Source organism: Pseudomonas sp. LB1P83 (assembly GCF_054897885.1).
This window is the reverse complement of sequence record NZ_CM142709.1, coordinates 6179835-6192091: the sequence shown is the minus strand read 5'-3', so window position 1 is coordinate 6192091 and position 12257 is coordinate 6179835. Positions and strand designations below refer to the sequence as shown.

15 protein-coding genes are annotated in these 12257 nt (G+C 59.1%); 5 read left to right on the top strand and 10 right to left on the bottom strand.

What is annotated here, in order from left to right:
* Positions 1-7 precede the first annotated feature (7 nt).
* Positions 8-529 carry a DUF3617 domain-containing protein gene (locus ACYZTY_RS28485; RefSeq protein WP_461956401.1) on the top strand — a complete coding sequence of 174 codons (522 nt, stop codon included), beginning with the start codon at positions 8-10 and terminating at the stop codon, positions 527-529.
* 86 nt (positions 530-615) lie between these two features.
* Here the strand turns inward: ACYZTY_RS28485 and ACYZTY_RS28480 are convergent, their stop codons facing one another.
* From ACYZTY_RS28480 to folE2, 7 genes are read right to left on the bottom strand one after another with little or no spacing between them, the layout of a single operon-like run.
* Entirely contained in the window at positions 616-1521 is a 906-nt protein-coding gene (locus tag ACYZTY_RS28480) for a His/Gly/Thr/Pro-type tRNA ligase C-terminal domain-containing protein (protein WP_461956400.1), read from the bottom strand.
* A gap of 31 nt (positions 1522-1552) precedes the next feature.
* Positions 1553-2890: a dihydroorotase gene (locus ACYZTY_RS28475; RefSeq protein WP_461956399.1), complete on the bottom strand. Its 1338-nt coding sequence runs from the start codon at positions 2888-2890 to the stop codon at positions 1553-1555.
* Positions 2891-2892: 2 nt separating this feature from the next.
* Positions 2893-3453 (bottom strand): gamma carbonic anhydrase family protein, encoded by a 561-nt coding sequence (locus tag ACYZTY_RS28470; protein ID WP_461956398.1) that lies wholly within the window; start codon positions 3451-3453, stop codon positions 2893-2895.
* Positions 3450-4325: a metal ABC transporter substrate-binding protein gene (locus ACYZTY_RS28465; protein WP_461956397.1), complete on the bottom strand. Its 876-nt coding sequence runs from the start codon at positions 4323-4325 to the stop codon at positions 3450-3452. The genes ACYZTY_RS28470 and ACYZTY_RS28465 overlap by 4 nt, the downstream gene beginning before the upstream one ends.
* 11 nt (positions 4326-4336) lie before the next feature.
* A complete protein-coding gene (locus tag ACYZTY_RS28460) occupies positions 4337-5203 on the bottom strand; it encodes a metal ABC transporter permease (protein WP_461956396.1) in 867 nt (288 codons plus the stop codon).
* A complete protein-coding gene (locus ACYZTY_RS28455) occupies positions 5203-5871 on the bottom strand; it encodes a metal ABC transporter ATP-binding protein (protein WP_461956395.1) in 669 nt (222 codons plus the stop codon). The genes ACYZTY_RS28460 and ACYZTY_RS28455 overlap by 1 nt, the downstream gene beginning before the upstream one ends.
* Positions 5868-6764 carry a GTP cyclohydrolase FolE2 gene (gene folE2, locus ACYZTY_RS28450; protein WP_461956394.1) on the bottom strand — a complete coding sequence of 299 codons (897 nt, stop codon included), beginning with the start codon at positions 6762-6764 and terminating at the stop codon, positions 5868-5870. The genes ACYZTY_RS28455 and folE2 overlap by 4 nt, the downstream gene beginning before the upstream one ends.
* An 85-nt stretch (positions 6765-6849) precedes the next feature.
* Here folE2 and ACYZTY_RS28445 point away from each other — a divergent pair, with 85 nt between their 5' ends.
* Complete coding sequence (locus tag ACYZTY_RS28445) at positions 6850-8046, top strand: N-acetylmuramoyl-L-alanine amidase (protein ID WP_461956393.1); 1197 nt, start codon at positions 6850-6852, stop codon at positions 8044-8046.
* Here ACYZTY_RS28445 and ACYZTY_RS28440 read toward each other — a convergent pair.
* Positions 8043-8420, bottom strand: a complete 378-nt coding sequence (locus ACYZTY_RS28440) for a glutamine synthetase (protein WP_461956392.1) — start codon at positions 8418-8420, stop codon at positions 8043-8045. The two genes, ACYZTY_RS28445 and ACYZTY_RS28440, sit on opposite strands and share 4 nt — an antisense overlap.
* Before the next feature lie 143 nt (positions 8421-8563).
* Between ACYZTY_RS28440 and zigA the strand changes: the two genes are divergently transcribed.
* Positions 8564-9772, top strand: coding sequence for a zinc metallochaperone GTPase ZigA (gene zigA / locus ACYZTY_RS28435; protein ID WP_461956391.1), 1209 nt, complete (start codon positions 8564-8566; stop codon positions 9770-9772).
* Positions 9772-10422, top strand: coding sequence for a DUF1826 domain-containing protein (locus ACYZTY_RS28430; protein ID WP_461956390.1), 651 nt, complete (start codon positions 9772-9774; stop codon positions 10420-10422). Before zigA ends, ACYZTY_RS28430 begins: the two co-directional genes overlap by 1 nt.
* Here the strand turns inward: ACYZTY_RS28430 and ACYZTY_RS28425 are convergent.
* Positions 10419-10775, bottom strand: a complete 357-nt coding sequence (locus tag ACYZTY_RS28425) for an NADH:ubiquinone oxidoreductase (RefSeq protein WP_461956389.1) — start codon at positions 10773-10775, stop codon at positions 10419-10421. The genes ACYZTY_RS28430 and ACYZTY_RS28425 overlap by 4 nt on opposite strands.
* A gap of 27 nt (positions 10776-10802) precedes the next feature.
* Between ACYZTY_RS28425 and ACYZTY_RS28420 the strand changes: the two genes are divergently transcribed.
* Positions 10803-11768 (top strand): CobW family GTP-binding protein, encoded by a 966-nt coding sequence (locus ACYZTY_RS28420; protein ID WP_461956388.1) that lies wholly within the window; start codon positions 10803-10805, stop codon positions 11766-11768.
* Here ACYZTY_RS28420 and ACYZTY_RS28415 read toward each other — a convergent pair.
* Positions 11765-12178 carry a DUF3301 domain-containing protein gene (locus tag ACYZTY_RS28415; protein ID WP_461956387.1) on the bottom strand — a complete coding sequence of 138 codons (414 nt, stop codon included), beginning with the start codon at positions 12176-12178 and terminating at the stop codon, positions 11765-11767. The two genes, ACYZTY_RS28420 and ACYZTY_RS28415, sit on opposite strands and share 4 nt — an antisense overlap.
* Between the last annotated feature and the right edge of the window lie 79 nt (positions 12179-12257).

Genomic DNA, 12257 nt, shown 5'->3' with positions numbered 1-12257 from the left:
TTACTCGATGAACGTTCGTCTGCTGGGTTTGGCCGTGGCTTTTGGTTTAGCACTTCCTGTGGCCGCTCAGGCACAGATGCTGCAGCCAGGTTTGTGGGAATTGACCACCAGCAACATGAAGGTCGATGACCAGAACCTGCCGGATTTGCAGTTGATCCTCGGCCAGTTGCAGGGCCAGATGACCCCGGAACAGCGCGCGCAGTTGGAGAAGCAGGGCATCACCATGGGCGGAAAGGGGATTCGGGCGTGTCTGACGCCGGAGCAAGTGAAGTCAGACAATATTCCGCTGACGGATCCGCAATCGGGCTGCAAACAGGAAATCACTGAGCGCAGCGGTAATCAGTGGAAATTCCGTTTCAGTTGCCCAAAAGCGCAGGGTTCGGGTGTTGCCACCTTCCTCAATGATCGTGAGTTCACCACCAAGGTCAACGGCACGTTCAACGCGACTGGTATTCAGCAGAAGGGTAGCCTGGATACCCGCGCGGTTTGGTTGGGGCAGGATTGCGGGACCGTTAAGCCGAGAGCTTAAGAGCCTAAGAGCTTCGCGGGCAAGCCTCGCTCCTACAGGGTTTACGCCGCCCTGTAGGAGCGAGGCTTGCCCGCGAAGGGGCCGGTTCAGACACCCGCAACACCTATTGACCTCAACCAGTCACACACCGCATCAACGTCCATCCTGCCGAAATCCTCCCCGGTACGGCTGCGCACACTGACAAACCCACCCGCTTTTTCTTTCTCTCCGATCACCACCAGATATGGCACGTGCTGACTGTGCTCGCGGATCTTGTGGCGGACTTTCTCGCTGCGCAGATCCGCGCGAGCGCGTACGCCGCTTCGGCGCAAAACCTCGGTTACCGACTGTGCGTAATCCGCCTGACGCTCGTCCATGCTGACGATGATTACGTGCGGCGGCGCCCGCCAGTCTTCCAGTTCCTGTTGGCAGGACCAGCACGTGCCATAGATCCGCTGTGGCGCCGTGCCGCTGATGTGATCGAGCGCGAACACCTGAAGCACTCGGGTTGCGGGAACATGCGGGCCCACCGATAGACACTCGAAGTCCCCAAGGAGATAGGGCAATGACTTTTCCGTGAGCGTTGATCCGGATAACGGTTTGCGGCGTCGGATCGAATGATTGGTTGCCGCCAGTGTCTTCATGCGTGCTTCGATGCCAGCAAGGTCGACCAGGTTTAAAAGGCGCTCAAACGCAAACTCAAAAAAGAAGCCATCACCCAGCGCCGATCCGGTCTGCAATTGCGCTTTTGGATAGAGTTGTTTAAGGGCCACCGCCAGCATCAATGCGCAGGAGCGTCGCAAGATCTCCAGCCCATCGGGCTCTTGAGGCGTGACAATGCTGACCCGGGCGTCGGCCTCGATCATGAATTCACAGTCCACCAAAACGCCGTCCACCCGACCGGCCACGGCCGCTTTGGCCAGCCCGGCACCGATGCTCGCGGCGAACTCATACACCGACAACGGTTGGTCGTATTCACGCAATGAACCATCGCTCAGGGTGATGTGAATCATGTCGGTGCTCTCGAGTGCTTATAAACGCGCGTCAGCGCATGAACCGTAGGGGTAAACCCTGGCAGTTGTCATTAAGACGTTTGGCGTGCCAGGCAATTTGCCCCGATACGATCGTGGTGCTGACGCTGTGGCGAAAAAGCTGTCGGGCAAAAGGCGTCCAGCCGCATTGCGACAGGACCGGCTCCCTGGATACGGCAACGCCGCCGGGCTCGGGTTTGATAAGAACAAGGTCAGCCCAGTAACCCTCACGCAGATAACCACGGTCGGGAATAGCGAACAGATCAGCCACGCGGTGGCTGGTCTTGGCCACGAGGGTAGTTATCGGCAGCACTTCATCAATCACCAGTTCCAGCAGCGCGGGCAGGGCGTGTTGCACCAATGGCAAACCGGAAGGGGCTTGTTGGTAGGGCCGTTGTTTTTCCGCCCAGGTGTGCGGCGCGTGATCGCTGCCGATAACGTCCAGGCGATTACTCAGCAACGCATGACGCAAGGCGTCACGATCAGCCTGGCTCTTGATCGCCGGGTTGCACTTGATCAGGTTTCCGAGGCTCGGGTAGTCGCGATCATCGAACAGCAAATGATGCAGGCAGACTTCGGCGGTAATGCGTTTTTGGGCCAGCGGTTTGTCTTCGAACAGCGCCAGTTCCCGCGCAGTGGTCAAATGCAAAACATGCAGTCGGGTGCCGTGCCGCTTGGCCAGGTCCACGGCCATTGAGGAGGAGCGAAAGCAGGCTTCGGCGTCGCGAATCTGTGGGTGCACTGCGGCGGGAATGTGTTCCCCAAAACGCTCAAGCACCTTCGTGGTATTAGCTTCGATGCTCGGCGTGTGTTCGCAATGGGCCAGCAGAAGGGTCGGCACCTCGGCGAACAGTCGTTCAAGCGTCTGCGGATCGTCCACCAGCATGTTGCCGGTCGAGGCGCCCATGAATACTTTCACGCCGGCCACTTCGCAGGGATTGAGCGCCGCGACGGTGTCGAGGTTGTCGTTGCTCACGCCGAAGTGAAAGCCGTAGTTGGCGACAGAGTTGATCGCCGCTCGACGCTTTTTGTCCGCGAGTGACGCGAGTGTCAGGGTTGCCGGATTTGTATTGGGCATGTCCATGAAACTGGTGATGCCGCCGGCCACGGCCGCCCGCGACTCGGTGTAAAAGCTACCCTTGTGAGGCGCCCCGGGATCTCGGAAATGCACTTGGTCGTCGATCATGCCGGGCACTAGCCACTGCCCGTTTGCATCGATTTCGACGTCGGCATTTTCTCCGTGAATGCTACCGGCTATCTTCACGATCCGGCCGTTGCTCACCAGCAGATCGCCATCGAATTCCTGACCTTCATTCACTAGTCTGGCATTGCGAATCAGCACGCTGCTCATGGTCAAAACTCGTTCTGCAGGGCTTTGTAGCCGCGCACCAGATCGACATTGGTGCGCGCCACGTCCTCGGAAAACTCCGAGGCACTGACGCTCACCGGTGGGAACTCTGAGAGGTCAGTGTTGGGGCCGATGCGGGTGGTGGAGGGCACGTAAAAGTCTTCGGGCAAATCACGACCGTCGACCACCGAGTTGTGCCGCACCACGCAGCCATCGCCGACCGCGCAGTTGAACAGCACGCTGTTGAAACCGATGAACACCCGGTCGCCAACCGTGCATGGGCCATGAACGATGGAGCGGTGAGCGATCGAACTGAATTCGCCAATGGTCACCGCCGCGCCGGACTTGGAGTGAATGACCACGCCATCCTGAATGTTCGAATTGGCGCCGATGGTGATCGGCTCCATCTCGCCTGACGCATCCACTTCATCGGCGCGAATGACTGCGTAAGGACCGACGAACACGTTTTCGCCGATCACCACTTTGCCGCAGATGATTGCAGTTTTATCCACATACGCGGACTCCGCAATCCGTGGCAAATCACCTGAGGGGTTCTTGCGGATCATGGCTTGCTCAACGCGTCGTAGAGGGTGTTGAGGTTGTATTCGAACAATCCGGCAAAGGTACTCGCCGGACCGCTTGCGGCCAGGGCATCGGAGTACAGCGTGCCACCGATGTGCGCGCCGCTTTCGTCGGCAATCTGCTTGAGCAGACGCGCATCCTTGATGTTTTCCATGAACACCGCTTTGACCTTGGCCTGGCGAATCTGGGTAATCAACGCAGCGACTTCGGCGGCTGAAGGTTCGCGCTCGGTGGACAGACCTTGCGGCGCCATGAAGTCGATGCCGTAGGCCTGTCCCAGATAACCGAATGCGTCATGAGAGGTGACGATCTTGCGGTTGCCCGGTGGCAGCGAACCGAGCTTGGCCTTGGCTTCGGCGAGCAGTGCGTAGATCTGTTTCAGGTAGGCCAAACTGTTGCGTTGGTAGTCGGCTTTGTTCGCCGGGTCGGCGGCGATCAGCGCCTTGGTGATGTTGCTGATATACAGCTCGGTGTTGGCCAGGTTGTGCCAGGCGTGAGGGTCGGGCACGGTCTCGCCGTCTTCATCCAGCGCGCGCGGGATGACACCGTGGCTCGCGCTGATCACCGGGGCTTTGGTCTCGGTGCTGGTCACCAGACGGTCCAGCCATGGCTCGAAACCCAAGCCGTTTTTGATGATGAGTCTGGTCTTGAGCAAGGCTTTGGCATCGTCCGGAGTTGGCTCGTACGTGTGGGCATCGGCGTCGGGACCGACCATGTTGGTGATCTGGATATGGTCGCCGCCGACCTGATGGGTCATGTCGGCGAGGATGCTGAAACTGGTGACCACCTGAAGTTTTTCCGCAGCAGACAGCGACATCGACAGCATCAAACTGAACAGCACGAGTAAAGCGCGCATCGGAAAGCACCTCATTGGGATGTGAGCAAAGGCGGGCGGCGCAGCAAACCGTGCACCGGACCGAACACCACGGACAGCACATACAAACCACCCGCCACCAACACGATCGCTGGGCCGCTGGGCAGTGAGTAATAGAACGACAGCAACAAACCGAGCCACACCGAGAGGCAGCCGAGCAGGGCGGCGATCGCGATCAACGTCGGCAAACGGCGACTCCAGAAGCGCGACGCGGCGGCGGGTAACATCATCAGGCCGACCACCATCAACGCACCGATAGCCTGGAAGCCGATCACCAGGTTCAGCACCACCAAGGTCAGAAATACGCCGTGTGCCAATGGACCGAGGCGGCTGACGGTTTGCAGAAAGAGCGGGTCGAGGGTGTCCAGCAATAACGGTTTGTAGATGAGCGCCATGGCGATCAGGCTGAAACCGGAGACCCACAGCATGCCTGTCAGTGTCGGCCCATCGACTGCCAGTGCCGAGCCGAACAACAGATGAAGCAGGTCCAGACGTTTGCCTGCGATGCCGAGAATCAGCACGCCGCTGGCGAGGGAAATCGGGTAGATCGCGGCGAGGCTCGCGTCTTCGCGCAACCCCGTCCGACGGGTGATCCAGGCCGCGAGTCCGGCCATGCTCAGACCTGCACCGAGTCCGCCGAGGGTCAGTGCCGGCAGACTCAAACCGGCGAACCAGAAGCCGAGCGCAGCACCAGGCAGAATGCCGTGAGCGACCGCATCGCCGATCAAGCTCATGCGGCGCAGGATCAGAAACACGCCCAGCGGAGCCGTGCTGCAGGCCAGGACTAATCCACCAAGGAGTGCCCGGCGCATGAACACGAACTCGTGGAAGGGTTGCCAAAGATGAGCGGCAGCGAGCATCAGGCCACCTGCGTTTGCGGTTGTTGATGGATCAGTTCGGTACTCGGTCCAAGGACGCAGCCGCTGCTTTTGATCAGCAAGCTTTGAGGAATGTGTTGGCGAACAGCGGCCAGGTCATGACACACGATCACCAGGGTTCGACCTTCGGCGTGCCAGGCATGGAGGTGTTTCCAGAGCAGCGCTTGGCCCAGCTCATCGAGCGCGGCGTGGGGTTCGTCGAGCAGCACCAACGGCGCTTCGGCGAGACTCAGGCGTGCGAGCAAGGCGCGCTGCAATTCGCCGCCGGAGAGGGCCATCAACGGGCGCTGTTCCAAACCCGTGAGGCACCAGTTTTCCAGCACGGCTTTGAGGCGTTGGCTGCGTACCTCAGGGGATAGTTTGCTGCCCCAGAAACCAGCGGCTACCAATTCCTGGAGGCTGATGGGGAATTGCCGGTCCAGGTGTTGTTGCTGGGGGAGAAAGGAAACCGAACCCTTGCGTGGAACATCGAGGATGATTTTTCCAGTCAGTGGCTTTTGTAGCCCTGCGATGACTTTCAGCAGGCTGCTTTTACCCGAGCCATTGGCCCCGATTACGGCAGTCAGACTGCCTTTGGGTAATACGAAATCCAAGGGCGGTGTGAGCGGTTGCCCAGGCGCGCCCCAGCGCAAAGCGTGGCAACGGATCATGCGGCCACCCAATTCCATCGGCTTTCGGCGACGGCATCGTGGGCATGGAGGCTTTCGGCGTGGACGACGCGTATGTGGAAGGCGTTGATACCGGGGGAGCGTTTCAGGGCCAAATTCAAGCGGCGGGCGGCGTCCTCGCAGAACATCAAATTTTGACCATTGGCCCGAGCGAAGGCTTGCTCATCGGCGCGCTTTACCGCGGTTTGCACGGCGGTCCCCAGTGCGGCTTCGGCGTCATTGATGAACGCAATCAGCGGCAGGTCATCCAGATAATCGTCCAGTCTCAGGTGTAAAAGTGCATGGCTGCGTTGGCTGTGAGGTGTTGCAACGATGCCTTTTGTAGAGCCAAGCCACGCCAATACATCCGCGTGTTGCAGGGACTTGTTGGCGAAGTCGTCGACGAATTGTTGCTGAATCAACTGCCGGGAGAGTGCGGCTGAACACGGGCAGGTTGAGGAATAAGGAACGTCGATTTTTAGTTCCACGTGGAACATCGTGTTTTTCAAACGCGCTTCGATGCTCACTGGATAGGTTTTCCACCCGGCCAATGGGCTGATCAACGCCGGCCTTTTCAGCAGTAAATCTGCACTGATTTTTAAGTAAGCGCTTTGGGACAGTCCTTCATGACTGTCGAGAAAACTTTGTAAAACTCGCCGCAACAGCGCAGGTGTCAGGTTTTCCCGCTCCAGCATTTCCAACGCCAAATACAGCCGGGACATGTGAATGCCGCGTGCTTCTCCATCATCGAGGCTCACGCCTGCGTCAGCCTTTGCGCTCAGCCGTTGACCATCGAATAAAACAGGAAGAGCAATGCCGCACATGCCCACCCATTCGAGTGGCAGGGCTTGGCGTGAAGCCTGCGCGGCGATATCCGGCAGAGTCAGCGCATTCATGAGCAGGTCCATCGTGGGAGTTTGTATCGCATGTTATGTTATTACATTAAAATCGACTACGCCTTTTTCACGAGCGGCTTTCAAAATGCACAGACGTCACTTGCTCAACTGGATGCTGGCCAGCGCAGCCTTCGCTTTACCCTTCGGTGTTTCGGCCACGCAGATTCGCAACGCGCGGCTCTGGCGTTCGGATGACAAGCTACGTCTGGTGTTCGATTTGAGCGGGCCGGTGCAGTACAAGACCTTTTCACTGAGCGCTCCCGAACGACTGATCATCGATCTGAGTGGTGCCACCCTCAGCGGTGATTTCAGTCAGCTGGCGCTTGGCAATACGTTCATTCGGTCGATCCGCTCCGGGCATTTTGGCCAAGGCGATACGCGGATCGTCCTCGACCTCAGCGCCCCGGTGCAGCTCAACAGCTTTCTCCTGCCGCCACAGGATGGCCAAGGCGATCGGCTGGTGCTCGATCTGAAGTCGGCGGCGCCTATGCACATCGCAGTGGCGCCCCAGGCGAGCGTCGACAAGGCTCACCCCAAGCGGGACATCATTGTGGTGGTCGACCCTGGTCATGGCGGCAAAGACCCAGGCGCGGTGGGCGCCAAAGGGGAGCGAGAGAAAGACGTCGTCCTGGCCATTGCTCAGTTATTGGCCAAGCGGCTGAAACGCGAGAAAGGCTACGACGTGAAACTGGTGCGCAACGACGACTTCTTCGTTCCGCTGCGCAAACGTGTCGAGATTGCCCGCAAGCACAATGCGGATATGTTCATCTCCGTGCATGCGGACGCTGCGCCGCGTCTCACCGCTTCAGGCGCGTCGGTGTATTGCTTGTCTGAAGGCGGCGCCACCTCGGCCACGGCGCGTTTCATGGCGCAACGGGAAAACGGCGCGGACCTGTTGGGCGCCACCAGTTTGCTCAACCTCAAGGATAAGGATCCGATGCTCGCCGGGGTGATTCTCGACATGTCGATGAACGCCACCATCGCCGCGAGCTTGCAGTTGGGCAGCACCGTCCTCGGCAGTTTGGCGAGCATCACAACGCTGCATCAAAAACGCGTGGAACAAGCGGGATTCGCAGTACTGAAGTCGCCGGATGTGCCGTCGATCCTGGTGGAAACCGGCTTCATGTCCAACGCCCGCGACAGCCAGCGACTGGTGACCGCGCGCCATCAGCAGGCTGTGGCTGACGGATTATTCGACGGATTGCAGCGCTATTTTCAGAAGAATCCGCCGCTCAACAGTTACATCGCCTGGCAACAGCAGCAGAAAAAAGCGCAGGCCTAGCAGCCGGCAATCCGGCTGCAGGTGAATTTGGCGCTGCTGCCGCCGGAACTGGAGAAGCGGTTGATGGTGGTCCAGCCAACCCGACGGTTGTAACCAACCCAGGCTTCACCGTCGGAGGCGATACCGGTGAAGAAGGTGAGTTGTCCGTAGCGGCTGTTGGTCTGTGCCCAATAGCGTTTGCCCGTCATTTCGAAGCCGCGCAAATAAATCGTGCTGCCGACGGTGTTGACGCTATAGGCGTTGCCGTCGGCATCCACGCAGGCGAGCAGATTGGCGCTTCGGGTGCATTTGGCCAGGGTTGGGATTTGCGCCCAGGCGTTTACGGCGAGCAACAGCGAAAAGCTTATCAGCGCTGATTTCAGGGCAATACGCATGGGATTTCTCTCGGGCCGGACGGGGTTCAGCATCGTGCCCTTTGCTGTTGTGGGCAAGAGCGGGCTGGCTTGATTGCATCGTTATACTATAACATTGAAATCAGCCCGGCACTGCGATCGGGCATCTCTGTGAGGAATTCCTGATGCCCAATCGTCTCCCCGTGACCGTCCTGTCGGGCTTTCTCGGCGCCGGTAAAAGCACGTTGCTCAACTACGTGCTGCGTAACCGCGAGAATCTGCGAGTCGCCGTAATCGTCAACGATATGAGCGAGATCAACATCGATGGCAGCGAAGTCCAGCGCGATGTCAGCTTGAACCGCGCTGAAGAAAAACTCGTGGAGATGAGCAATGGCTGCATTTGCTGCACCTTGCGCGAAGACTTGCTCGAAGAAGTCAGCAAACTCGCCAGGGACGGGCGTTTCGATTACCTTTTGATCGAATCCACCGGCATCTCCGAACCATTGCCGGTGGCGGAAACCTTCACCTTCCGTGATGAAGAAGGGCAGAGCCTGGCCGACATCGCGCGGCTCGACACCATGGTCACGGTGGTCGACGGCATGAACTTCCTCCTCGATTATCAGGCCGCCGAAAGCCTCGCTTCCCGTGGTGAAACATTGGGCGAGGAGGACGAGCGTTCGATAACCGACCTGTTGATCGAGCAGATCGAATTTGCCGACGTGATCCTCATCAGCAAGATTGATTTGATCAGCAGCCGCGAGCGCCAGGAGCTGATCGCGATCCTTGAACGCCTGAACGCTCAGGCAGAAATCATTCCGATGGTCATGGGCGAAATCCCCTTGGCGAAAATCCTCAATACCGGCCGTTTTGACTTTGAGAAAGCTGCTCAGGCACCAGGCTGGTTGCAGGAATTACGCGGAAAACACGTGCCGGAAACCGAGGAGTACGGCATTGCCTCGACGGCCTACCGGGCCCGCCGACCGTTTCATCCACAGCGCTTTTTCAGCTTCATCGATCGGCCGTGGGTGAACGGCAAACTGCTACGTTCAAAAGGTTTCTTCTGGCTGGCCAGCAAGCACATGGACGCCGGCAGTTGGTCCCAGGCTGGCGGCCTGATGCGCCACGGTTTCGCCGGGCGCTGGTGGCGTTTCGTGCCGAGAAACCAGTGGCCACAGGACGAAGAAAGCACGGCCGGAATCATGGACAACTGGACCGCTGCTACCGGAGATTGCCGCCAGGAATTGGTGTTCATCGGGCAGAACATCGACTTTGCGCAACTCACCGCCGAACTCGACAATTGCCTGCTGACCGATGATGAAATGGCGTTGGGTGCCGAGGGCTGGCGCCTGTTGTCAGATCCGTTCGGTCCTTGGCACGAAGAGGTCGCTGCCTGATGTTGGCGCCCAGTCTGAAGTGGCAGCAGATCGTTCATCAGGTTCTAGGTGACATGCCGCAAACCCTGACCCGAATCCTTGATGACGGGGTGAACCTCGCCGTCTGGCGGCGCAAACTCCCTGCGCACATTGATGATTTCGGGCGCTTGCTGCTGTCCCTGAACGAACCGCTGGCCGAGTCTCTGGTCCTGGAGTTGTCCAGCGATGAAGCCGAACCCAATCTGCAGGGATTGGCCTCAGGATTCAGCGATCTTGAAGGGTATGCGGGTTTCATTGCAGACGTGTCCTGGCTGGTCAGCGCCTTCGCCTGTTTGTTGGGCGCCAAGCGCATCGGCCTGCGTGTGCGGGTTCTGGACAAGGCAATGTGCCCACGCTTTCACGTCGATCACGTGCCGGTACGGTTGATCACTACGTATTCCGGCATCGGCAGTCAGTGGCTGAAAGAAGGGGTGATGGATCGCCGGCAACTGGGCAAGTCTGAGGTCGAACCCACAGAAGATTCGCTGATCGAGGATATCGCCAGCGGCGAAGTGGCACTGCTAAAAGGCGAAAAATGGCACGGCAACGAAGGTTTCGGCCTGATCCACCGTTCGCCACAACCCGCGCCGGGCGAACGCCGTTTGATTCTTACCCTGGATTGGCTGGGTTAAGGCTTGAACCAGTTGCCTTGACTCTGGCCTTCGCAAAACGGCTTCAGATACGCTGCATCGGTCGCCACGCCGTAATAGTGAATATCCTGGCGGTAAGGCATATTGGCGACTTGGGCGTTGCTGCACACACCGAACGCGCCGGTGGGGCATTGGTCGACGTATTGCACCTCGACGTTCTGCCCAGGAAGGTTCGGTTGGCAGAAGCCGTCGGCGAAGAGCTTTTCCGGGATGTTGCGGTTCTGCTGGCAGACTTTCACGTCGAGTCTCTCGGCCGTGCTATGTACCACGCAAGCCTGAGCCAGCGCCTCGCCGGAAACGAGCGCCAAGAGCAACGTCCAGCCAATCAACCGCATCCTTTACCTCCTCAGAAAACTTCGACCATGTTGCAGAACATTCCCACTCACGTCATTGCCGGCCCATTGGGCGCGGGCAAGACCAGTTTGATCAAGCACCTGCTGGCTCAACGGCCAGCGAACGAACGCTGGGCGGTGCTGATCAACGAGTTTGGCCAGATCGGCCTCGATGCCGCGCTGCTGACCCAAGACGCCGATGGTATCGCACTGGGGGAAGTGGCCGGGGGCTGTTTGTGTTGCGTGAACGGTGCGCCGTTTCAGATCGGCCTCGGGCGGTTGCTGCGCAAGGCGCGGCCGGATCGGCTGTTCATCGAACCCTCAGGGCTGGGGCATCCGGCGCAGTTGCTCAGGCAATTGAGTGAGGCGCCATGGCAAGGTGTACTGGCGGTACAGCCTTGTGTGCTGGTGTTGGATGCCCAGGCGCTCGCCACTGGCAAACCATTGCCGGAGGCGCAACAGGAGGCGTTGAGCAGCGCAGGTTTGTTGGTGCTGAACAAGGCGGAAGGCTTCGACGTCAATGATCGCCAGCGAATCGCCGCGCAACTGCCTTCTCGTCCTCTTTACTGGACGCAGCAAGCGCTCCTGCCGCTGAGCAAATTACCGGGGCTTGGCGCTCAGGCGGTGGCGGGTGTGGATAACTTCATCGTGCCCAAGGGATTGGCGCAGATGCCGGCCATCTGGACCGATCCTTCGCTGCCGATTTGCTTGAGCCAGGCACAGGAGGGGGGCTGGAGCATCGGCTGGCGTTGGCATCCGACTCAGACCTTCGATGTGGTACGCGTTGGTCAGTGGCTTGAAAGCATTGCCTGGCGGCGAGCGAAGCTGGTTATCCACAACATCGACGGTTGGGTGTCGGCGAATGCACTGGATAACTCGGAACTGGAATGGCGGCCCAGCGAGTGGCGCCAGGATTCGCGGATCGAGCTGATTTTCAGTGAACCGCAGGATGTTGATTCCCTACAAAGAGCGTTGGCCGACTGTCGGTCGGGTTAAGGACGCCACTTGGTGTGTTCCTGCCGCCACTGACTCAATTCGATCACCTCTGCACGGGGTTTCGCGACATCGACCACCACCGGCTCGTCGTCGAACGGCATCGGGTAGGGCGCCAGTTCGATCTGCGCACTGTGGGCGCCGAACTGGGTGATGGTACCGTTGTGCCGGGTTTCGCCAGTCACGGTGAACTCGAAGTTATACACACGGGCCAAGCGCCGCCGGTCGTTGGCGTCTTTGATGAACGCGATCTTTTTCAACGCCACGTTGCCATCCAGCAACTCGATCCCGAGCTTGGTGCAATGCAGCTTGACCCGTTCCAGAGCGCGTTCGCGCAAGCCGTGGTTGTGCCACAGCCACGCGCCGCCCGTGGCGAGCAGCATCAGCACGAAGATATTTCCGAGGGTCAGCATCAACAGGTTGCTCCAACAAGATAGTGCCAGCTTAACTGTGTCGCCGGTCTGTCGTACAGGCCGTGTTTAGTCGCATACT

Excerpts from the sequence above, each read along its gene's own strand:
- zigA (WP_461956391.1), top strand. The coding sequence starts at position 8,564 with ATGCCCAATCGTCTCCCCGTGACCGTCCTGTCGGGCTTTCTCGGCGCC.
- ACYZTY_RS28425 (WP_461956389.1), bottom strand. The coding sequence starts at position 10,775 with ATGCGGTTGATTGGCTGGACGTTGCTCTTGGCGCTCGTTTCCGGCGAG.
- ACYZTY_RS28430 (WP_461956390.1), top strand. The coding sequence starts at position 9,772 with ATGTTGGCGCCCAGTCTGAAGTGGCAGCAGATCGTTCATCAGGTTCTA.
- ACYZTY_RS28420 (WP_461956388.1), top strand. The coding sequence starts at position 10,803 with ATGTTGCAGAACATTCCCACTCACGTCATTGCCGGCCCATTGGGCGCG.
- ACYZTY_RS28485 (WP_461956401.1), top strand. The coding sequence starts at position 8 with ATGAACGTTCGTCTGCTGGGTTTGGCCGTGGCTTTTGGTTTAGCACTT.
- folE2 (WP_461956394.1), bottom strand. The coding sequence starts at position 6,764 with ATGAATGCGCTGACTCTGCCGGATATCGCCGCGCAGGCTTCACGCCAA.
- ACYZTY_RS28465 (WP_461956397.1), bottom strand. The coding sequence starts at position 4,325 with ATGCGCGCTTTACTCGTGCTGTTCAGTTTGATGCTGTCGATGTCGCTG.
- ACYZTY_RS28475 (WP_461956399.1), bottom strand. The coding sequence starts at position 2,890 with ATGAGCAGCGTGCTGATTCGCAATGCCAGACTAGTGAATGAAGGTCAG.
- ACYZTY_RS28455 (WP_461956395.1), bottom strand. The coding sequence starts at position 5,871 with ATGATCCGTTGCCACGCTTTGCGCTGGGGCGCGCCTGGGCAACCGCTC.
- ACYZTY_RS28440 (WP_461956392.1), bottom strand. The coding sequence starts at position 8,420 with ATGCGTATTGCCCTGAAATCAGCGCTGATAAGCTTTTCGCTGTTGCTC.
- ACYZTY_RS28415 (WP_461956387.1), bottom strand. The coding sequence starts at position 12,178 with ATGCTGACCCTCGGAAATATCTTCGTGCTGATGCTGCTCGCCACGGGC.
- ACYZTY_RS28470 (WP_461956398.1), bottom strand. The coding sequence starts at position 3,453 with ATGATCCGCAAGAACCCCTCAGGTGATTTGCCACGGATTGCGGAGTCC.
- ACYZTY_RS28480 (WP_461956400.1), bottom strand. The coding sequence starts at position 1,521 with ATGATTCACATCACCCTGAGCGATGGTTCATTGCGTGAATACGACCAA.
- ACYZTY_RS28460 (WP_461956396.1), bottom strand. The coding sequence starts at position 5,203 with ATGCTCGCTGCCGCTCATCTTTGGCAACCCTTCCACGAGTTCGTGTTC.
- ACYZTY_RS28445 (WP_461956393.1), top strand. The coding sequence starts at position 6,850 with ATGCACAGACGTCACTTGCTCAACTGGATGCTGGCCAGCGCAGCCTTC.